The following is a 20,158-nucleotide window of genomic DNA, read 5'->3' on the forward strand; positions in this document are numbered from 1 at the left end:
GGGGAACGGTCAGCCCTCTCGCGTCCCCGCGTACATCTCGTCGATCAGGTGCTTGTACTCACGCTCCACCACCGGGCGCTTGAGCTTGAGGCTCGGGGTGATCTCGCCGTGTTCCACGTCCAGGTCGCGCGGCAGGAGGCGGAACTTCTTGATGGTCTGCCAGCGCTGGAGGCCCTCGTTGAGCTGCTTGACGTAGCTCTCGACCAGCTCGACGGTGGCGGGGGCGGCGACGACCTCGGCGTACGACTTGCCCGCCAGGCCGTTCTCCTTGGCCCAGTCGAGGATGGCGATCTCGTCGAGGGCGATGAGCGCGGTGCAGAAGTTCCGGTCGGCGCCGTGCACCAGGATGTTGGAGACGTACGGGCACACGGCCTTGAACTGGCCCTCGACCTCGGCCGGCGCGATGTACTTGCCGCCGGACGTCTTGATCAGGTCCTTCTTGCGGTCGGTGATGCGCAGATAGCCGTCGGGGGACAGCTCACCGATGTCACCGGTGTGGAACCAGCCGTCCGACTCCAGGACCTCGGCGGTCTTCTCCGGCAGCCCGTGGTAGCCCTGCATGATGCCGGGCCCGCGCAGCAGGATCTCGCCGTCGTCCGCGATGCGCACCTCGCAGCCGGGCACCGGCTTGCCGACCGTGCCGGTGCGGTAGGCCTCGCCGGGGTTGACGAAGGAGGCCGCGGAGGACTCGGTGAGGCCGTAGCCCTCCAGGATGTGCACACCGGCGCCGGCGAAGAAGTAGCCGATCTCGGGGGCGAGCGCGGCGGAGCCGGAGACACAGGCCCGCAGCCGGCCGCCGAAGGCCTCGCGCAGCTTGGAGTAGACGAGGGCGTCCGCGATCTTGTGCTTGGCGCCGAGGCCGAAGGGCACGGAGTGCGCGCCGGTGCGCCGGAAGTTGTCCTGGCTGACCTTGGCATACTCACGGGCGACCCCGGCCGCCCACTGGAAGATCCTGTACTTGGCGGCGCCGCCCGCACGGGCCTTGGCCGCGACTCCGTTGTAGACCTTCTCGAAGATGCGCGGCACGGCTGCCATGTACGTCGGCTGGACGACCGGCAGATTGTCGATGATCTTGTCGACCCGGCCGTCGACCGCGGTGACGTGCCCGACCTCGATCTGGCCGGAGGTGAGCACCTTGCCGAAGACGTGCGCCAGCGGCAGCCACAGGTACTGCACGTCCTCGCTGCCGACCAGCCCGGTCGCGGCGATCGCCTTCGCCATGTACGACCAGTTGTCCTGCGGGAGGCGGACACCCTTGGGGCGGCCCGTGGTGCCGGAGGTGTAGATGAGGGTGGCGAGCTGGTCCTTCGTGATCGCCGCCACCCGCTCGTTGATCAGCTCGGGGTGCTTCTCCAGATACGCGGCACCGCGCTGCTCCAGCTCGGCGAGGGTGAGCACCCAGTCGCCGGTCTCGACGCCGGCCGCGTCGACGACGACCACATGGGTCAGCTCGGGCAGCTCATGGCGCTTCTCCACGGCCTTGGCGAGCTGGGCCGCGTCCTCCGCGATCAGCACCCGGCTCGCGGAGTCGGAGAGGATGAACGCGGACTCGTCGGCGTTGGTCTGCGGGTAGACGGTCGTGGTGGCCGCGCCGGCGCACAGGATGCCGAGGTCCGCGAGGATCCACTCGACGCGGGTCGAGGAGGCGAGCGCCACGCGCTGCTCGGGCTGCACGCCCAGCTCGATGAGACCGGCCGCGATCGCGTAGACCCGCTCGGCGGCCTGTCCCCAGCTCAGCGACTTCCAGTCGTCCGGGCCCTGGCCGGACGCGGCCGGTACCGGGTAGCGGTAGGCCTCTGCGTCCGGTGTGGCCGCCACGCGGTCCAGGAACAGCGTCGCCACGGACGGCGGGCGGTTCTCGATCAGGGTCTGTGTGTCGCTCACGACATCCTCCGGGGCCCGCGACGGTGCGGCTGGCTCAGTGCGGCTGGGTCAACTCACGGGTATGGTTCAGCGCCGTTGTTTAACTCGCGAGTAACTATCGAGCAGAGATCAGAGTAGAGCCCGACCGGCCGGTTCGTAAGAGGCGGCGGCCTGTCACTTCCTCCAGAGAGTGACCACTCACATGCGAAGGGGTCCGCCGCGCTTTCGCACGACGGACCCCCCTTGCGCCCCATTTGGCCGGGCGACCGGCGCTTACTGCCGGTAACCGCGACTACTTCCTGCCCTTGGCCGACCCCGCGCTGTCATCGCTGGAGAGGACGGCGATGAAGGCCTCCTGCGGAACCTCCACGGAACCCACCATCTTCATCCGCTTCTTTCCTTCCTTCTGCTTCTCCAGCAGCTTCCGCTTACGGGAGATGTCACCGCCGTAGCACTTGGCGAGGACGTCCTTGCGGATGGCGCGGATGGTCTCGCGGGCGATGACCCGGGAGCCGATGGCGGCCTGGATGGGCACCTCGAAGGCCTGCCGCGGGATGAGCTCGCGCAGCTTGGCGACGAGCCGTACGCCGTACGCGTACGCGGCGTCCTTGTGGGTGATCGCCGAGAAGGCGTCCACCTTGTCGCCGTGCAGCAGGATGTCGACCTTGACCAGGCTGGAGGTCTGCTCGCCGGTGGGCTCGTAGTCCAGCGACGCGTAGCCACGCGTCTTCGACTTCAGCTGGTCGAAGAAGTCGAAGACGATCTCGGCGAGCGGGAGGGTGTACCGGATCTCGACCCGGTCCTCGGAGAGGTAGTCCATGCCGAGCAGGGTGCCGCGCCTGGTCTGGCACAGCTCCATGATCGAGCCGATGAACTCGGACGGCGCCAGGATCGTGGCCCGCACGACCGGCTCGTACACCTCGCCGATCTTGCCTTCGGGGAATTCGCTCGGGTTGGTGACGACGTGCTCGCTGCGGTCCTCCATGACCACGCGGTAGACCACGTTGGGCGCGGTGGCGATCAGGTCGAGGCCGAACTCGCGCTCCAGCCGCTCGCGCACCACGTCGAGGTGGAGCAGCCCGAGGAAGCCGACGCGGAAGCCGAAGCCGAGGGCCGCGGAGGTCTCCGGCTCGTACACCAGCGCGGCGTCGTTCAGCTGGAGCTTGTCCAGGGCCTCGCGCAGCTCGGGGTAGTCCGAGCCGTCCAGCGGATACAGACCCGAGAAGACCATCGGCTTCGGGTCCTTGTAACCGCCGAGGGCCTCGGTGGCACCCTTGACCTGGCTGGTGACGGTGTCACCGACCTTGGACTGGCGGACGTCCTTCACACCGGTGATCAGATAGCCCACCTCGCCGACGCCCAGGCCGTCGGCCGGGAGCATCTCGGGCGAGTTGGTGCCGATCTCCAGCAGCTCGTGGGTGGCGCCCGTCGACATCATCTTGATGCGCTCGCGTTTGTTGAGCTGACCGTCGATGACACGGACATACGTGACCACGCCGCGGTACGAGTCGTACACCGAGTCGAAGATCATCGCGCGGGCGGGCGCGTCCTCGACGCCGACCGGCGCGGGGATGTCCCGGACCACCCTGTCGAGCAGCGCGTCCACGCCGACACCGGTCTTCGCGGACACCCGCAGCACGTCGTCGGGGTCGCAGCCGACCAGGTTGGCGAGCTCCTCGGCGAACTTCTCGGGCTGCGCGGCCGGCAGGTCGATCTTGTTCAGTACGGGGATGATCGTGAGGTCGTTCTCCATCGCCAGGTAGAGGTTGGCGAGGGTCTGCGCCTCGATGCCCTGGGCGGCGTCGACGAGGAGGATGGTCCCCTCGCAGGCGGCGAGCGACCGCGAGACCTCGTAGGTGAAGTCGACGTGCCCCGGGGTGTCGATCATGTTGAGGATGTGGGTCGTGCCCTGGTCGGGGCCCTCGGTCGGGGCCCAGGGCAGACGCACGGCCTGGGACTTGATCGTGATGCCGCGCTCGCGCTCGATGTCCATCCGGTCGAGGTACTGAGCACGCATCTGCCGCTGCTCGACCACACCGGTCAGCTGGAGCATCCTGTCGGCGAGCGTGGACTTGCCGTGGTCGATGTGCGCGATGATGCAGAAATTGCGGATCAGAGCCGGGTCGGTACGGCTCGGCTCGGGCACATTCTTAGGGGTCGCGGGCACGCAGGGTCCTGTCTCTTGAGGCGCCTTATGCCTCGGGTCGGATCGATACGTAGTCTCCATGGTCCCACGGGCGCGGACCGGCGACCGGTTTGGGCCGCTCGGGGAGCCGCTGGTAACGTGGGTGGCTGTGCCTCATGCCCTCTCAGCGCGAGGCGCATCTTCAAGAAATCATCGGTGCGGGACCCGTGCGGCCCGTGCCAGAACCTGAAAAGGCTCATTCGTGGCGAACATCAAGTCCCAGATCAAGCGGATCAAGACCAACGAGAAGGCCCGGCTGCGCAACAAGGCCGTCAAGTCCTCCCTGAAGACCGCGATCCGCAAGGCCCGCGAGGCCGCTGCCGCGGGTGACGTCGAGAAGGCCACCGAGTACCAGCGCGCTGCCGCGCGTCAGCTCGACAAGGCCGTCTCGAAGGGCGTCATCCACAAGAACCAGGCCGCCAACAAGAAGTCGGCGCTGGCTTCGAAGGTCGCTTCCCTCAAGGGCTGAGTCAACTCCGACTTGACCGCCGGACGGACCCAGAGCGGGCCCTCTCTCATCCGCTCCCGACCGGCAGCCCGAGCTCATACGCGGCCTGCGTTCGCCACGCGGGTATGAGCTCACCAGCTTGATCCCAAGGCCCTGCCACCTCACCCTTCCCCGGGGCGGACGGCGGGGCCTTCGGCATGCGCGGGTGCCTCCGGCGGGGGCGGTGACTCGGGAGTGGTCGGGGGGACAGTGTGCCCCCGCCGGGGGATCTCCGGACGTCTCCCCCGGCGCCTCGTGAACGGGCACGGCGAGTGGGCCGGAGGGACACCGCGTGCCGAAGCAGCGCGTGGCCCCGCCGTCAGCGGCCCCGGGAGGCGGGTACGGCGACCGGAACGGAGAAGCACCGCGTGCGCGATCGACACGAGCACCGCGAGCCAAGACAGCGCGTGCCCCCGCTCATCAGCGTCGCCTGGGAGCGGGTACGGCAACCGGAGCGGAGAAGCACCGCCTGCCAAGGCAGCACCTGCCCCCGCCGTCAGCGGCCCCGGGAGCGGGCTGCCCTCGCGATCGTCACGACCGCCTTCTCCAGCGCGTACTCGGGGTCGTCACCGCCGCCCTTCACGCCCGCGTCGGCCTCGGCCACCGCTCGTAGCGCGAGCGCGACACCGTCCGGTGTCCAGCCCCGCATCTGCTGCCGCACCCGGTCGATCTTCCACGGCGGCATCCCCAGCTCCCGCGCGAGATCGGCGGGCCGGCCGCCACGCGCGGAGGACAGCTTCCCGATCGCCCGCACGCCCTGGGCCAGCGCGCTGGTGATCAGCACCGGCGCGACCCCGGTGGCCAGCGACCAGCGCAGCGCCTCCAGCGCCTCCGCCGTACGCCCCTCGACCGCCCGGTCGGCGACCGTGAAGCTGGAGGCCTCGGCACGCCCGGTGTAGTACCGCCCGACGACGGCCTCGTCGATCGTCCCCTCGACATCGGCGACGAGCTGAGTCACCGCGGACGCCAGCTCCCGCAGATCGCTCCCGATCGCGTCGACGAGCGCCTGGCACGCCTCGGGCGTGGCCGACCGGCCGAGCCCGCGGAACTCGCTCCGCACGAAGGCGAGACGGTCCGCCGGCTTGGTCATCTTCGGGCAGGCCACCTCCCGCGCGCCCGCCTTGCGCGCCGCGTCGAGCAGCCCCTTGCCCTTGGCTCCGCCCGCGTGCAGCAGCACGAGGGTGATCTCCTCCGCGGGCGCCCCGAGATACGCCTTCACGTCCTTGACCGTGTCGGCCGACAGGTCCTGCGCATTGCGTACGACCACGACCTTGCGCTCCGCGAAGAGCGACGGGCTGGTCAGTTCGGCGAGCGTGCCGGGCTGCAGCTGGTCCGGGGTCAGATCACGTACGTCCGTGTCGGCGTCGGCGGCCCTGGCGGCGGCCACCACTTCCTGCACGGCACGGTCGAGCAGGAGGTCCTCCTGGCCCACGGCGAGCGTCACCGGGGCGAGAGGGTCGTCATTCGCAGTCTTCCTGGCCATCGCGACAAGCATCCCACGCGCCACTGACAACGGACCCCGCCACCGACGCGCGGGCGCCTACCCGGCCTACGGCTCCTCGCGCCAGCCGTCCCACTCCCCCGCGAACGCGTTCAGCTCCTCGGGGTCCAGCCGCTCGCCCTCGTCCCGCAGGACCACGAGCCACTGCGCGTCCTCGGCGTCGTCCTCACCGGCCAGCGCATCGCGGACGAGGTGCGGTTCCTCATCGACCCCGAAGCGCTCCACGAGTGCCTCCACGGCTTCCTCGGCCGCGTCGCGGTCGGGCAGCACCAGTACGTGTCTCACATCGCTCACGGAGTCATTCTCCGGCACCCGAACCGTGCCCGAATCAGTCGTCCCGACCCCGCTTCCGCACCGTCGGCACCGAGTCGAGTCCGATCCCGAACCGCTCCCGGTACACCCCGAGGACCTCCTCGTCCGTGCCCAGTTCACGCACCTCCTTCGTCCCGTCGGCCCCCGTCACCGTCAGCGCCCGCCCGCTGATCGTGATCCTCCCTCCGTCCTCCGTCACCCGCGAACAGACCAGCGACCGTGTGAAGTGCGACACCGGCGAAGTGCTGTGCCACCACGCCCCCGCCGCGAAGTCGCCGAGCACCCGGGGCCTGGTCTCCAGGCGGTACTGGGGCTTCCCGTCACGCATCACGTCCAGGTCCCCGGCACCGGCCGCCCCTGCCCCGCCGTCCACCCCCGCGGCGTCCGGCCCGGCCTCGGCGATCCGGAACGTCCCGCCGGGATCCAGCTGCTCCCCGCGCTCCGCGAAGGCCAGCGGACCATGGCTGTGCGCCCCGAACCCCACATCGGCGAGCCACTCGCTCCCGTCCACCGCCCGCACCCGCAGCGCGAGATGGTCGTACGGAATCCCCAGCCGCCCCTCGTCCCCGTACACCCGCCCCGCGAGCAGGACGACGTCGAAGCCCAGCGCGGCGAGCAACGCCCCGAAGGAGCCGTTCAGTTCGTAGCAGAACCCGCCCCTTCGCGCCCCCAGCAGCTTGTCCAGCAGCCGCTTCTCCTCCAGCACGATCTCCTCGCCGAGGTGGATCGACAGGTTCTCGAAGGGCACGGCCCGCAGATGACGCACATGCAGGTCCCGCAGAACCTCGACGGTGGGCCGCTTTGGACGCTCGGCACCCAGACGGCGGAGATAGGCATCGACCTGTGCTCTCTTCATGCACTCAGTCTCTCGCCACCCGCAGCCCTCCGTCCGCCCCGCCCGCCCCGACGACCGCGAGCGCCCCGTCCCGGTCCGTACGCAGCACCACCGCCCCTCCGGCACGCAGCGCCGCCACGGTGCCGGGCGCCGGGTGGCCGTACGGGTTTCCGAAGGGTCTTCGACTAGTAGTTCTAGGAGAGACCCAGCATGGGGGCACCACCGCAGGTCAGAGGGGCCGCGCGTTCGACTCGCTCAACACCGCACGTGAACACTCAACTCAGGGGCGTGTCTGCGCTCCGGCTGTCCGTACTGACTGATGAGACCACTAGCCCCGAGCGCCAGCGGGAAGCCAACAGGGGTGCAGCCGCAGCGCTGGGAATCGACCTTGCTGACCGGGAAGCCGTAGACCTCGGAGTTAGTGCCAGCAAGACCACGCCCTTTGAGCGCCCGGAATTGGGCTCTTGGCTCCGGCGGCCGAATGACTTTGACGCACTGGTCTTCTGGCGATTCGATCGCGCCGTTCGGTCCATGGAAGACATGCACAACCTGGCTGCGTGGGCGCGCGAGCACCGCAAAATGATCGCATTCGCCGAGGGGCCGGGCGGTCGGCTGGTGCTCGACTTTCGTAACCCGCTCGACCCCATGGCTCAGCTCATGGTCACGCTATTCGCGTTCGCCGCGCAGATGGAGGCTCAGTCCATTCGCGAGCGTGTCACCGGCGCGCAGGCAGCAATGCGCGTCATGCCGCTTCGCTGGAGGGGTTCCCGCCCGCCTTATGGCTACGAGCCTGCGCCGCTCGACGGTGGCGGACACACGCTGGTGCAGGACCCGGAAGCCGTTGCAGTCCTGGAGCGCATCATCCGGGAACTCATGGGCGACCCCAGCAACGGCGTTCCCGGCAAGAGCCTTGCAGCCATAGCACGGGGCTTGAACGAGGACGGGATTCCGTCATCCCGCGACCATTGGAGCCTCAAGAAGGGACGGGAAACCGGCGGAAAGACAGGTGGCAAAGCCGGTGAGACGGTGGTTCGTGGGCGCTTCACATGGCGACACGGCGCCATCAAAGAACTGTTGACCTCTGAGCGCCTGTTGGGCTGGAAGGTCACCGACAGCAGGCCCGTACGGGACAGCGAAGGTACGCCCATCATGGCCACCACTGAGCCGATTCTCACCCGCGAGGAGTTCGACGCTATCGGCGCCGTTCTCGCCGAGCGCTCCGTGGATAACAAGCCAGCGGATCGTGTTGACACCGTCGCGCTCTTGCTCCGGGTCATTCACTGCGAAAGCTGCGGGGAGCGCATGTATCTGCACCGTCCGTCGGCCTCCAGCAAGAGCACCAGCAAGACGGAAACCTATAAGTGCGGCGCACATACCAGGGGTGGCAAGTGCGATGCGCCGGCCATCATCAAACGCGAATGGGCCGAGGAGTACGCGGAGCGCGAGTTTCTGCGGATGCTCGGGGCACTTGAAGTCACGCAGACGCGCACCATTCCCGGGTACGACCCTCAGCCGGAGATTGACGCCACCCTCGCTGAGTTCGAAGAGCACCAGGCGCAACAGGGGCGGCACAAGTCGAATGCAGCTAAGGCAGCGTGGCAGCGTCACGCAGATGCCCTTGACGCACGCCTCGCTGATCTGGAAGCGCGTGAGCGCGTGGAGCCCCGTACCGAGGAGATTCGGACTGGCAAGACCTACGCAACGCTTTGGGCGAAAGCCGACACGGCAGGCAGGCGCCAACTAATGCAGGACGCTGGGGCGCACCTGAGCGTTAGCCGGGGTACGCGCGGCGGGTGGCGCAAGTTGGATGAGCGGCGCGTTGACTTCAGCGTTCGAGACCCGTTCTTTGCTGGGGCAGCGGGCGACATTGCGGCCGATTCCATCGAGCTTGCAGAGCTACTCGGCGACGCTGACGCAGGGCGGCAGGTGAACGCGTGAATACTTTCGATGCAGAGACGGAACGCGCCCTCGAATGGCGCCGGATCACACGCACGCTCGGCGCTCTGTATGCCGCTCAGACGGCCGGAGATGACTCGGTCTACACCCGCCAGCGCATAGACCGGTTGGAGCGGCTGCAAGCGGCGCTGTGTGGCTTCCCCGAGGCGCTGGCCGGGTAGGCGCCTGAGCGCCGTTCTGCGCCCCGCTCGCTGGGTCCCTGGTGGATCTGGCGGGTGGGGCTCTCTGCTGTCCTCACACGGGCGCTGAGCGGACAGGTAGGGCCGCGCGTTCGACCCGCTCAGGACCCATTGAGAGAGACACGTTCGCCGGAATGACCCACATGGTAAAGCATTGGCAAAGTCTGAAAATGCCGCAAAAGGTATGCGTGCAGGTCAGCGGGTTTTAGCCTTCCAGCGGTGTGCGTTCGACTCCCTCTCAGATAGGTAGAGACCCACCTTGGCCGGTGGTCAGAGCAGAGCCTCAGTCATTGCGATTGGGGCTCTTGCTTTGCCCTGGCTCAGTAAGCAGAAGGAGGTAACACCATGGACGAAATCACAGAGCGCGTAAGGGCAGTTGGCGCCCGTCGAATGCGACTGCGCGACGAACTAGCGGCGGCTGAGGCTGAGTTGCACGAACTGATGCCCAGCGCAAAGGCACGGATGACCCAAGAGGAAATCCGGCGCGTTACGGGGCTCAGCTTCCCAACCATCCGGCGCTACGCCACCCCCTGAACTACCGGCCAAGGTAGGAACCAATGAAAGAGGAAACAGGCATGAGCCACCAAATCCCAGACGTCCCCGCACGCCTAGTGAGCCCAGCGCACAAGGATGAGCACTGGACCTTCCGCATCAAGTGCCCCTACTGCCAGCGCACCCACATTCACGGCGCAGGACCTTCCGCCGCTGACGCTCACACGGCCTACGGTCACCGCGTAGCACACTGCGTAGATGTCTGGCGCAATGGGCGCCTGATCTACGATGCCAGCGCCAATCCGGGCCGCGTGTACAACCTCGTCCCGGCGGTGCAGCGATGAGCGAGCTTCACAACCTGGGCGAATTCTTCCTGAGCGATGAGGGGAAGCTGTTCTATCCCGCCGAACCTGTTTCTGACATACTGTCAGGTACTGAGGTGCCCGAGCACAGCGAGGGCTACCGGGACAGCGACCTATCTGAGATCCACCTCGGCGAGCGCATTGCGCGTGAGTACCTCAGCGGAGAGTTCATCGCATGGGGTCGCAACGCGTGGTCCCGCTGGGATGGCCGACGCTGGGCACGCTGCTCTGACTCCGCTGTGTTCGACGCTGTGAGGCGCGCAGTACTGCGCCTGTACGTCAGCGAGATAACGGCAACGAACGAGCGGCACAGCAAGGCTACGGCGGATGCTGCCAAACTCTCTGAAACGAGGGAGGAGGAGGGTAAGGCGGCACTATCAGCAGCGAATGCCATGCGGGACAGGCGCGTGAAGGAACTCAACGCCCTCCGTTTCGCTGGCAAGGTGGCGAGTCTTCAACGGGTAGCGCGCGGCGTACTGGAGCGTGACCAGGCTGATTTCGACGGACATCCCGACCTGTTGAACGTAGGCAATGGTGTGGTCAATCTCCGCACTGGGGAACTAGGCCCGCATGATCCGGCACTGCTGTTCACCAAGGTTACGGAAGTGGACTACAAGCCGGGATACACGCACCCTGACTGGGAAACCGCCCTCACTGCGCTGCCCGTTGAGGTGGCCGACTGGATGCAAATCCGTTTTGGCCAGGCAGCGACCGGATACGCCACTCAGGATGCTGTAGTTCCCTTCCTGCGGGGTGGCGGAGCCAACGGCAAGTCCACCATCCTCGATGGGGTGACCAACGCGCTGGGCGACTTCAGCGTGATGGTGCCAGACAAGGTGCTGCTGGCTTCCCCCAGCGATCACCCAACAGAGATGATGACGCTGTTCGGCGCGCGGTTCGCATACATCGAGGAACTGCCCGAGGGTGACTACCTGAATGCCCAGCGGCTCAAGAAAGCTGCGGGAACCAGCAACATGACGGCCCGCTTCATCGGTCAGGACAACGTCACTTGGGACGCCACGCATTCGCTGTTCGTCACCACGAACTACGAGGTGCAGGTAGACGCTGTGGACTACGGAACATGGCGCCGCCTTGCGCTGGTCATGTTTCCGTTCACATTCGATGGCAGCGACCCGGAGCACCCCCGGGACCCAACCCTAAAGGAACGCATTCTTGCGGGTAAGGACGGACAGCATGAGGCCGCATTGTCCTGGATCATCGATGGCGCGATTGCTTGGTACGACAGCGGAGAGGTAATCCCCCCGGCACCCGACAGCGTCAAGGCAGACACCACGCGCTGGAGGTATGAGGCCAATCACGCTGCGCGATTCCTGGACGAACACTATGAGCTTGACCAGGAAACGGCCGTGCGGTCCACCGATGTGTACACCCACTTTGCTCGCTGGGCTGAAGAGCGAGGTATCCGTAAGTGGGGAGAGCGACTGTTCTGGACACGAGCCCGGCAGCATGAGTGGTTCATCACCGGTGAGGTCGAGAAACAGGACAGCAGCGTGCGCACCAGCGGATGGGACGTGCAATGCCCGGACGGTGTACTCACTGAGCACCAGGTGAAGAGCCGTGAGCGACTCGTAACCGGGCTACGCCCCACAGCGGGGTAGGTCGATTCGTCATGCGTCCCCTTGTCCCGGGGTGTTGAGGTCGTTCTAGGGATTTTTTTTCAATCCCTATAGGAACGGCCTAGGTACCCCGGGACACCCGAACAGCTACCCACCCATCCGCCGTCTCCTTTGCCTGATCAACCCGCACACCACCTACGAACTTTCGTATGTGGTTCCTGCCCGCTCGACCAGCGCACATGCGAACCGCCACCCCTCGCCGGCCCGGATATACCCGCTGGTCACGGCCCTGCGCCCCGTTCCTGCCACCCATCCCGCTCTGCAAACGGAGTACACATGCTGCTCGCCATCCTCAACACGTTCGCGCTGTTCTGCGCACTGGCCAGCGTCGCTATTTACACCACCCGATAGGAACCCACCATGACCGAGATTGCACCGCCCCCGCGCCCTGTCCGCGAACGGCACCTGATTTCGGACCTGATCGAAAAGGTGGGGCGTGATCTGCTCGCGCAGGACAACCCGAGTAACGAGGCAATCGGCGTTTTCGCCGACCTGATACAGGCGCACGCTGACCTGCTCGCGGCCCGTACTGGCTCCCTGGCGAACTTTTACGCCAGCCGGGGGTAATCCCGTGCTCTACGCCCTATCGCTGGCTCACGCTGCCATTTACAGCGCCGACGATGCACCGACCAATGGCGCCCCGTTTATGTGCCCGCGCTGCCTGTCCCGTGTGACCCTGCGTCATACCCCGCACCAGCGGCCGCACTGGACTCACGGACCGACTCATACCGGCGCTTGTGCCCTGCGCCGAGATGCTGTTTCGGGCCCCGGCTACGTCAAGCGCACTGCCCACGAGATTGACATCTATGCGCCGACCGGCGCCAACTGAAAAGGAAGCTGCACATGTCTGATCCCATCCTTAGCCTGCCGCCGAATAGCTACCTGCCCAAGTCCGTTCACGCTGAGGCGGATACCTGGCGCGCTGCAAACGACAACGTGATCCGTCTTCAGCGCGAGGGGCGTGAACTTGCGGGCGCGCTCCACGCTGCCAAGCTGCGCGACGCTGAGGAGTTCAAGGCTGCTGTCCTGGCTGGCAAGACCCCCGGCAGTGCGGATGCGCATGAGCGGGAAATTCTCGCGAAGCTGCACAGCGTCGAGCAGGCTCTACTCATCGCCAAGGATGCCCGCTATCGGGCCGGTACTGCGCTGACTGTGGCGCTGCGCTCTGAGGCGGTACGCCGCCACCTGTACGGCGCTGTGAAGGCCGCATTCGATCCTGCCTACGCCGACTACCTGGCAGCGCTCAGCGAGGCTGAGACGGCAGTCAATGCCGCCCATAAGCGTCTGGTCGATTCGACGGCTGCTGTCAGCGTGCTGAAGGCTCTGACCACAGGCACTCCGGTTGCCGTGCTTCCGCTTGCTGCCGGTTCTCCCCCGGCGTTCGGTGCTGCTCGTGCTGCTGTTGCGGACATTCCCGCCGTGCTTGATTCGCTGGGCGCGTGGGATCTCCCGGACAGGGAGACGGTCAGGTACGGCGGTGACCCGGCCAAGGATGGCGTGCCCCCATTGCAGCGTCGTGTGAAGCTGCGCAATGGGCGGGTGGTGTCCGTCACGCGAGATTTTGCTGCCGGTCTTGTCAAGGCTGACGAAATCGCGGAGTACCTCGATGGCTACCCGGCCGAGGAGCCAGCGGAATACCCGATTTCGCTGCCTGACGCCCTGTAGTACGCGCTGAACTGGGGTCACCTGGCTGCGCGCCGGGTGGCCCCCGTACGTGCCTGACCCTGGAGATCACATGCCTGACCCACACGAGCAGATCAGCCGCAATGAACTAGCGCAGCTTTCGCCTGCTGAGATTGTGGCAGCGAAGCGAGAGGGGCGCCTGAATGCCCTTATGGGCGTCCCTGGTGCTGCCTTTGAGGACCCTGTCATGCGCCGGCCGGACGGGCGAGAAATGGCCCCGGAAGCGGCAGATGCCATCCGGCGTAAGGCTGCCCGCGATGCTGCCGAACGGCTCACAGACGGCACGCGACAGCTAACGCGCGAGGAACTCGACGGCATGGTGCCCGAGGAAATCGTCAAGGCCAAGCAGGAGGGGCGCCTAGACGCTCTCCTGGCCGTCTGAGCGCCGAGTAGCGCACCCCCTGAATGTGGGCCCTGAGCGATTCTCAGGGCCCCTTGCCTTACGAACTTTCGTACGTGCTTCCGCCCACCACTCACGCGAGACGGCACGCAACCAGCCTGGTGGTTGGAACGATCGCGGAGTGTAACCGCCGGCTGTGTCACCTTGCGTAGTGTCCCGCATGTCCGATTCGGGCGGTACGGGTGGGGGTGCACCCTTTGACCCCTAACCCCTCTTGAACGCCTCGGAGGGCGGTCAGGGGTGCACTCGGGGAAAAATACGCAGCGTGTTCAAAAACCCGTGTTCGCAATGAATCCGTAATCGATAGGAGGTAACTCACCGTGGCCAATTCTGAGAACCTGCGTCGTGGCCGTTCTGCCCCTGGCCAGCGACGCACAACCCTACCCGCTGAGTGCACCCTGCCCGTTCCCCTGCCACCTGCCCGCGCGGAATCCTGGACCGATGACCAGATAGCCCGGTGGGCCGAATTGTGGCGTGGCCCGTCAGCGACGCTATGGGACGACGCTTGCCGGGGAATGGTCGCGCTGCTCGTAGAGCTAGAGGCACTGGGAACCAGCGTGAATGCCGCCCAGCTAACCGAGGTGCGCCGCATTTCCGAGACTCTCCTACTCACCCCCGGTTCGCTTGCTGCCGCCGGTTACGCGCTGGAAGGGTGGCCCGCCTAATGAGCCAGTCACGACGTCGAGCAGCCTCAGCGCAGCAGAGTGCGCCGCAATCCGCCGAGAATCGCCCTGCTTTCGGCCCGTGGCCCGAGGGTGATGTGTCCGGCTGGTCTATCTGTGAGCGTCACGATTTCGGCGTGCAGCCTGATACGTCCTGCCTGCGCTGCCGAGTGGAGGGTTCCTGATGACCCGTCAGGTGACGCTCAGACTCAGCGACGAACACGCCGAGATTCTCGACCGGCTAGCTCACGGCGGACGCAACGCGAATGAGACTCTGCGCGCTGCCCTGGTGGCCTATGACGCCCTCTGCCGTGATGCTCACGCACTGCGCGCTGTGGGGGCCCCTGGTGGCCTGATTCAGGTTGAGACTCACCTCAGCGCCGAGGGATTCACGTTCGAGCACAAGAGGCCGCTTGTCGGCCGGAAGGATGAGACAGCGTGACAAGAGTCCGAGTGAGACTCACGGATGAAGAGTTGGCGGAGATGCTGACTCTGGCCAGCGAAATGGAACTGAGCCCAAACCTCGTTATGAAGACTGCACTTGCGCTGCTTGCTGCCGACTGGTGTGCATCGCGCTGTGCACCTGCCTGAGGGCGCGTAACGGCCCCCGTGGCCGCCGACTACCCGAGTTGGGTGTTCAGCGGCTACAGGGGCCGTTCTGGCGTTTCTGGGCTACGCCCTCATGTCTCGCATCGTTGCGCCAATGTCTCGCCCTGCCTCGCCGTACGCCAGGAGATCAGGGGCCGGGTTGTTGGCAACGCCCCGCGCAGCAACCTGGATCACCTCACCGAGGGACTCAACTACCCGCGTGAGTACGAAGGTTGCTTCATCAGCGCTGAGGGTTCCTCCGTCCACCATGGCGGAAGCAAGGCTGTGCCATGCCGTGGCCGACTCCAGCGCGAACACGTCGGCTGCTTTCTCCAGCGCCCCGCCTGGTTCCGTGAGGGCGTACGCCGTCTTCCCCGTCGCTGGGTCGCTGCCCAAGGGCCGTAGTCTCTCCATGCCGACTCCAATCCAGTCGGTAGGCCCCTGCCTCGCTGTTCTCGCCAGTCCAGCGGAGCGGGGGCCGCTTTCTGTTGCGGATACACCACGGTACGCCACGGATAACCACGCTGGGCCATGGTCTGCAAATGCGCGCCACGGTGGACCGGGCGAACCTGGTCGTATGGCTGAGTACGAATGGCAGCGAGTAGCCCGAGCGATCTCCGCTGATATTGAGTCGGGACGCATCCCCCCTGGCGCTGCCCTGCCGTCGATCCTGCGTCTTGCCCAGCAATACGGCGTGGCTGATCACACAGTGCGGCGTGCGCTGAGGGAGCTGCGGGAACAGGGGCGTATCGAGACCCTGCCGCACAAGGGGTCGTTTGTGGTCGAGCAGCAGTAAGGCCCAACCCCTGCCGCCTGGCGAGAATCGGGCCCCTGTGTGACTTCTGGTCAGCGCTGGCTCAGAGCCGCGCGCAAGGCTTCTTCCAGTGCCCTTGCCACCGGAGCGTTGAGCCGTTCCCCGCGCATTTCCGCCACGCCGACAACGTCCTGTACGGCACCGGCCAACTTGCGGACCAGGAGGCAGAGATCATCGCGTGAGACTTCCGGGCGCAGCGCCATGGTCAGTGCGTAGGCGGCATCGTTGCGCGCCGCTCGGATGATGTGGGTTTCCGCGTACTCCGGTGTCTCGTCCGTGACGCTAGGCTCCGTCATGCCGACTCCAATCCAGTCGGTAAGCCCCGGTGCGGAAGCCTTCACCCTTCCCGCCGGGGCACTGCTTTTCTGGCCTGTTCAGGCTATGCCGGTAACTGCCCGCTCGGGCGCGCGAGTTCGGGCGCTGACGACACCCTTCCCGACGTCGATTCGCCGCTCTGACCAGGGACTTTGTGGTATAACTGGAAGTCACGACCCTTTGGGTTGTCCGCACCGCACGAGATCAGCGCCAGCCGCGGGGCCGCCAGACGTATCAGGTCCGGATCCTGGTAGGCCGAACCGTGATGGGCGACCTTGAGCACATCCACACCGCCCAGCTCGGCTGCCGTCGGCGATCTCAACAGCGCCTGCTGGGACGGGGGTTCGAGGTCCCCGAGAAGGAGCATCCGCAGCCCGGCCGAGCGCACGAGCATCGCCACGCTCGCGTCGTTGGGGCCGTCCGGATCAGGGACCGCCGAGCTCGGCGGCGGCCACAGCACCTGCCAGGACAGCCCACCGGTGCGCCCCTCCTCCCCGGCGACGGCATGGGTGAGCCGAATGTGCCGCCGCGCCGCCTCCCTGCGTACGAACTCGGCCTGGTCCGCGGGCTCCTCGAAGCCGGTCGTCTCGATCGCGCCCACCGCACGCCCCCGCAGCACACCGGGCAGTCCCGTGACGTGATCCGCGTGGAAGTGGGTCAGCACCACGAGCGGGATCCGGGTGATGCCGAGCTCCCGCAGACAGTCGTCGACCAGCGCCGGATCGGGTCCGGCGTCCACGACCACCCCCGTGCCCTCCCCCGCCGCCAGCACCGTCGCGTCCCCCTGTCCCACGTCGCACATCGCGAACCGCCAGCCCGGTGGCGGCCAGCCCGTGATCACCCGGGTCAGCGGTGCCGGCCGCACCACCACGAGCAGAAGCAGAGCCCCGCACACGGCGCACCACCACAGGTGCCGCAGCAGCCGTCGGCCGACACACACCAGGACCACCGTGGCCACGGCGAGCATCAGCGCCCCCGGCCAGCTGCCCGGCCAGTCCACTCCCGCGCCCGGCAGCGCGGCCCCGGCCCGGGCCACCCCGGCGATCCATCCGGCAGGCCAACTCGCGCACCACGCCAGCGCCTTGGCCACCGGTATCGCCACCGGTGCCGACCCGAGCGCCGCGAACCCGAGCACCGTGGCCGGTGCGACCGCCGCCTCGGCGAGCAGATTGCAGGGCACCGCCACCAGGCTCACCCGCGCCGACAGCACGGCGACCACCGGCGCGCACACGGCCTGCGCCGCGGCGGCCGCCGCCAGCGCCTCGGCCAACTCCCGGGCACCCGGCGCCGCCGCAGCGCCGCGCTCCAGCCCGGCGCGAGCACCAGCAGCGAGCCGGTGGCCAGCACCGAGAGCAGGAACCCGTAACTACGGGCCAGCCACGGGTCGTACAGCACCAGCAGCAGGATGGCCGTCGCCAGCGCCGGGACCAGCGATCTGCGGCGTCCCGTCGCCAGGGCGAGCAGCGCCACCGATCCGCAGGCCGCGGCCCGCAGCACGCTCGGGTCCGGCCGGCACACGACGACGAACCCGGTCGTGAGCGCCGCCGCGAGGAGCGCGGTGGCCCGCAGCGAGATGCCGAGGCGCGGGGCGATCCCGCGGCGCTCCACGCGCTGGGCCAGGCCGGGCGGTCCGAGGAGCAGGGCGAGCAGGATCGTGAGGTTGCTGCCGGAGACAGCGAGCGTGTGCGCCAGGTCCGTCTCCTTGAACGCCTCGTCCAGCTCGGGCGTGATCCGTGAGGTGTCCCCGACGACCAGCCCCGGAAGCAGCGCACGGGCATCCGCCGACAGCCCGTCGGTGGCCTCGCGCAGCCCGGCCCGCAACCGTCCCGCCAGCCGCTGCGGCCCGCTCGGCCCCGCCACGATCTCCGGCACCTGCCGCGCTGTGACCCGCAGCACGGCCGCGGTCCGGTCCCCGCTCGTCATCACGGGCGCCAGCCGCGCGCTCACCCGCAGCCGGGTCGTGGGCAACAGCCCGAGCCAGGCCGAACGCCCCTGGGGCCGGGCCGAGGCGGTTCGGGCCGCCGACTCCGGTGGGGGGACATCGCCGTCGACGATCATCAGCACCGGTGTCCGCGTCGTCACGGCCGTCCCGTCGGTCTCCTCGACGCTCCGCACCTCCGCGTGGATCAGGACGGCAAGCGGAGCCACGTGATCCCCTCTCACCCGGGGCCTGCTCAGCCAGGGATCGGAGCCGAGTTCGACCTCGGCGGTCACAGTGGCGTACTGCCGGGCCAGCACGGGCACGGGCCCGCGACGCAGATCCGCTCCATGCAGCCCAGCGGAGACGGCGGCCGCAGCGACGCAGAGCAATACGGCGGCCGACGCGGTACGCGACAGGGGCCGCACCCAGGCGGACCATGCCCTCGTCGGTGCGGGCAGGGGAGCCGCCCGGTCGTCCGTGTGGCGTCGTCCGCCCGGTCGTCCGCGTCTTCCCGACGCCAGGAGGAGGCACGCTGTGATCAGGCATGCGGCCACGAGGGCGGCGATCCGGGCGGGCGGCGTGTCGAGCGTCAGCGCCGCCGTCGCCCAGGCCGCGAGCGCGGGCGGTACCAGGCGCAGGTCCGTCGGGCCTTCCTGCCGCGGGTGCGCGGCGCCCAGCCGTTTTCCTGAGGCGGCGTGCACATCCACCCGGCCGGTACTGCTGCGGTCGCCGGACACCTGGCTCATGGCCGCACCAGATTCCGCAGATCGGCGAAGCGTCGGTCGCCGATGCCGTTGACCTGGCGCAGTTCGTCGACCGAGCGGAAGCCGCCGTGCTGGGTGCGGTAGTCCACGATGTGCTGGGCGAGCACGGGGCCGACGCCGGGCAGGGTGTCGAGTTGGTCCGTGGTGGCCGTGTTGAGGGAGACCGGGGCCGAGGGTCCTTGCGCGACCGACGTGGAGCCGGCCGGTCCGGAGCCGGTGACGCCGCCCGTCCCGGGCCCCGGAGCCGGTGCGGGACCGCCGACGACGACCTGCTCGCCGTCCACGAGGAAACGCGCGCGGTTGAGGCCCTCGGTGCTGGTGCCGGGGCGCACTCCGCCCGCCGCCCGCAGCGCGTCGGCCACCCGTGAACCGGCGGGCAGGCGCTGGATCCCCGGGTCGCGGACCTTGCCGCTGACGTCCACCACGATGTCCGTCCCGGCGGCCCCCGGAGCGCCGCCGCCGGTGTCCCCATCGGTACCCCCGGACCCGGACCTCCCGCCCTGCCCGGCCTGCCCGTCCCCCTCGCTCTTGTCCTCCTTCCGGTACGGAGCCTCCGCCCGTACCACCTGGGGCGCGCTGACGGACTGGGTACGGCCGGCCCAGAAGTGCTGCACGGCGAACACCGCGGCGACGACCAGGAGCACCGCGAGCGCGACCACGCCCCGCCGTTCCAGGCCGCACCTGACCTGCAGCCACATCGGCATCCGCTCACGCAGGGCGAGCCCGGCACGCTCCCTCCAGTCCGGCACCGCGCGTTCGGCGTCAGCGTCGGTGTCGGTGTCGGTGTCGGTGTCGGTGTCGGTGTCGGTGTCGGGCAGAACGGTGCCGTCCTCGTCCCGGCTCACCCTGTGCACCGGGTTCACCTGCACCGGGCTCGCCTTTTGCACCGGGCTCAACCCCGGCGCCGTACCCGTCACCCTCACCGTGTCCGCGCACACCCCCCGCCCCGGCGGCGCGTTCCCCGACTCCCGCCACTGCACGGCGCGTTCGCCGAAGAGCAGTTCCGCGCGGCGGCGCAGTTCCTCCGCCGGTGCCGAGCGGTGCCGGGCTCGGGGGTGGGTGTCGTGGCGGGCCGGTGAACGGCGGTGGCGGGTGCGGCCGTCGGAGGCGGGAGCGCGGCCCGGGCCGCTGGTCGCGGACGAGATGCGGGTGCGTGATCGAAGTGCCATGCGACGAGGATCGGACATCCCGCCGATTCGCGA

The 20,158-nt window shown here is 68.0% G+C and carries 18 protein-coding genes; 9 read left to right on the forward strand and 9 right to left on the reverse strand.

The window, feature by feature from the left end:
• Positions 1 to 9: 9 nt before the first annotated feature.
• Both N8I87_RS13455 and lepA read right to left on the reverse strand, forming a co-directional pair.
• Entirely contained in the window at positions 10 to 1,884 is a 1,875-nt protein-coding gene (locus tag N8I87_RS13455) for an AMP-dependent synthetase/ligase (RefSeq protein ID WP_263208607.1), read from the reverse strand.
• 271 nt (positions 1,885 to 2,155) lie between these two features.
• A complete protein-coding gene (lepA, locus tag N8I87_RS13460) occupies positions 2,156 to 4,030 on the reverse strand; it encodes a translation elongation factor 4 (RefSeq protein ID WP_263208608.1) in 1,875 nt (624 codons plus the stop codon).
• 220 nt (positions 4,031 to 4,250) lie between these two features.
• Here lepA and rpsT point away from each other — a divergent pair, with 220 nt between their 5' ends.
• The gene (gene rpsT, locus N8I87_RS13465) at positions 4,251 to 4,517 is read left to right on the forward strand and encodes a 30S ribosomal protein S20 (protein WP_015660447.1); all 267 of its coding nucleotides are present in this window, start codon (positions 4,251 to 4,253) and stop codon (positions 4,515 to 4,517) included.
• Between the two features lie 514 nt (positions 4,518 to 5,031).
• On the opposite strand, the gene holA is transcribed toward rpsT, so the two are convergent.
• The 3 genes from holA to N8I87_RS13480 all read right to left on the reverse strand — a co-directional run bounded on the left by holA (position 5,032) and on the right by N8I87_RS13480 (position 7,204).
• Positions 5,032 to 6,018 (reverse strand): DNA polymerase III subunit delta, encoded by a 987-nt coding sequence (gene holA / locus N8I87_RS13470; RefSeq protein WP_263208616.1) that lies wholly within the window; start codon positions 6,016 to 6,018, stop codon positions 5,032 to 5,034.
• Positions 6,019 to 6,084: 66 nt separating this feature from the next.
• Positions 6,085 to 6,330: a hypothetical protein gene (locus tag N8I87_RS13475; RefSeq protein WP_263208618.1), complete on the reverse strand. Its 246-nt coding sequence runs from the start codon at positions 6,328 to 6,330 to the stop codon at positions 6,085 to 6,087.
• Between the two features lie 34 nt (positions 6,331 to 6,364).
• A complete protein-coding gene (locus N8I87_RS13480) occupies positions 6,365 to 7,204 on the reverse strand; it encodes an arylamine N-acetyltransferase family protein (protein ID WP_263208620.1) in 840 nt (279 codons plus the stop codon).
• 267 nt (positions 7,205 to 7,471) lie between these two features.
• Here N8I87_RS13480 and N8I87_RS13485 point away from each other — a divergent pair, with 267 nt between their 5' ends.
• The 8 genes from N8I87_RS13485 (at position 7,472) to N8I87_RS13520 (ending at position 15,938) form a co-directional block, all read left to right on the forward strand.
• On the forward strand, positions 7,472 to 9,121 hold the full coding sequence (locus N8I87_RS13485; protein ID WP_263208621.1) for a recombinase family protein: 1,650 nt from the start codon (positions 7,472 to 7,474) through the stop codon (positions 9,119 to 9,121).
• Entirely contained in the window at positions 9,118 to 9,300 is a 183-nt protein-coding gene (locus N8I87_RS13490) for a hypothetical protein (RefSeq protein WP_263208623.1), read from the forward strand. Before N8I87_RS13485 ends, N8I87_RS13490 begins: the two co-directional genes overlap by 4 nt.
• A gap of 850 nt (positions 9,301 to 10,150) precedes the next feature.
• Positions 10,151 to 11,791, forward strand: coding sequence for a DNA primase family protein (locus N8I87_RS13495; protein WP_263208624.1), 1,641 nt, complete (start codon positions 10,151 to 10,153; stop codon positions 11,789 to 11,791).
• A gap of 378 nt (positions 11,792 to 12,169) precedes the next feature.
• Entirely contained in the window at positions 12,170 to 12,376 is a 207-nt protein-coding gene (locus tag N8I87_RS13500; protein ID WP_263208625.1) for a hypothetical protein, read from the forward strand.
• A gap of 276 nt (positions 12,377 to 12,652) precedes the next feature.
• Entirely contained in the window at positions 12,653 to 13,474 is an 822-nt protein-coding gene (locus tag N8I87_RS13505) for a hypothetical protein (protein ID WP_263208626.1), read from the forward strand.
• Positions 13,475 to 13,679: 205 nt separating this feature from the next.
• Positions 13,680 to 13,874, forward strand: a complete 195-nt coding sequence (locus N8I87_RS13510) for a hypothetical protein (RefSeq protein ID WP_263208628.1) — start codon at positions 13,680 to 13,682, stop codon at positions 13,872 to 13,874.
• Between the two features lie 864 nt (positions 13,875 to 14,738).
• Complete coding sequence (locus N8I87_RS13515; RefSeq protein ID WP_263208630.1) at positions 14,739 to 14,996, forward strand: hypothetical protein; 258 nt, start codon at positions 14,739 to 14,741, stop codon at positions 14,994 to 14,996.
• Between the two features lie 723 nt (positions 14,997 to 15,719).
• Positions 15,720 to 15,938 (forward strand): winged helix-turn-helix domain-containing protein, encoded by a 219-nt coding sequence (locus N8I87_RS13520; RefSeq protein ID WP_263208632.1) that lies wholly within the window; start codon positions 15,720 to 15,722, stop codon positions 15,936 to 15,938.
• A gap of 50 nt (positions 15,939 to 15,988) precedes the next feature.
• On the opposite strand, the gene N8I87_RS13525 is transcribed toward N8I87_RS13520, so the two are convergent.
• From N8I87_RS13525 to N8I87_RS13535, 4 genes are all read right to left on the reverse strand, one after another.
• Positions 15,989 to 16,252 carry a hypothetical protein gene (locus N8I87_RS13525; RefSeq protein WP_263208633.1) on the reverse strand — a complete coding sequence of 88 codons (264 nt, stop codon included), beginning with the start codon at positions 16,250 to 16,252 and terminating at the stop codon, positions 15,989 to 15,991.
• 83 nt (positions 16,253 to 16,335) lie between these two features.
• The gene (locus N8I87_RS44345; protein ID WP_411577223.1) at positions 16,336 to 17,541 is read right to left on the reverse strand and encodes a ComEC/Rec2 family competence protein; all 1,206 of its coding nucleotides are present in this window, start codon (positions 17,539 to 17,541) and stop codon (positions 16,336 to 16,338) included.
• Positions 17,463 to 18,938, reverse strand: a complete 1,476-nt coding sequence (locus N8I87_RS44350) for a ComEC/Rec2 family competence protein (protein WP_411577224.1) — start codon at positions 18,936 to 18,938, stop codon at positions 17,463 to 17,465. Before N8I87_RS44350 ends, N8I87_RS44345 begins: the two co-directional genes overlap by 79 nt.
• Positions 18,935 to 20,125, reverse strand: coding sequence for a ComEA family DNA-binding protein (locus tag N8I87_RS13535; protein ID WP_263208635.1), 1,191 nt, complete (start codon positions 20,123 to 20,125; stop codon positions 18,935 to 18,937). The genes N8I87_RS44350 and N8I87_RS13535 overlap by 4 nt, the downstream gene beginning before the upstream one ends.
• Between the last annotated feature and the right edge of the window lie 33 nt (positions 20,126 to 20,158).

Source organism: Streptomyces sp. HUAS 15-9 (genome assembly GCF_025642155.1).
Lineage (GTDB): Bacteria > Actinomycetota > Actinomycetes > Streptomycetales > Streptomycetaceae > Streptomyces.

What these genes read in the sequence shown, in the direction of transcription:
- holA (WP_263208616.1), bottom strand. Translation starts at nt 6,018, where the DNA reads ATGGCCAGGAAGACTGCGAATGACGACCCTCTCGCCCCGGTGACGCTC.
- N8I87_RS13480 (WP_263208620.1), bottom strand. Translation starts at nt 7,204, where the DNA reads ATGAAGAGAGCACAGGTCGATGCCTATCTCCGCCGTCTGGGTGCCGAG.
- N8I87_RS13495 (WP_263208624.1), top strand. Translation starts at nt 10,151, where the DNA reads ATGAGCGAGCTTCACAACCTGGGCGAATTCTTCCTGAGCGATGAGGGG.
- N8I87_RS13500 (WP_263208625.1), top strand. Translation starts at nt 12,170, where the DNA reads ATGACCGAGATTGCACCGCCCCCGCGCCCTGTCCGCGAACGGCACCTG.
- N8I87_RS13505 (WP_263208626.1), top strand. Translation starts at nt 12,653, where the DNA reads ATGTCTGATCCCATCCTTAGCCTGCCGCCGAATAGCTACCTGCCCAAG.
- N8I87_RS13510 (WP_263208628.1), top strand. Translation starts at nt 13,680, where the DNA reads ATGCGCCGGCCGGACGGGCGAGAAATGGCCCCGGAAGCGGCAGATGCC.
- N8I87_RS13515 (WP_263208630.1), top strand. Translation starts at nt 14,739, where the DNA reads ATGACCCGTCAGGTGACGCTCAGACTCAGCGACGAACACGCCGAGATT.
- N8I87_RS13520 (WP_263208632.1), top strand. Translation starts at nt 15,720, where the DNA reads ATGGCTGAGTACGAATGGCAGCGAGTAGCCCGAGCGATCTCCGCTGAT.
- N8I87_RS13525 (WP_263208633.1), bottom strand. Translation starts at nt 16,252, where the DNA reads ATGACGGAGCCTAGCGTCACGGACGAGACACCGGAGTACGCGGAAACC.
- N8I87_RS44350 (WP_411577224.1), bottom strand. Translation starts at nt 18,938, where the DNA reads ATGAGCCAGGTGTCCGGCGACCGCAGCAGTACCGGCCGGGTGGATGTG.
- N8I87_RS13535 (WP_263208635.1), bottom strand. Translation starts at nt 20,125, where the DNA reads ATGGCACTTCGATCACGCACCCGCATCTCGTCCGCGACCAGCGGCCCG.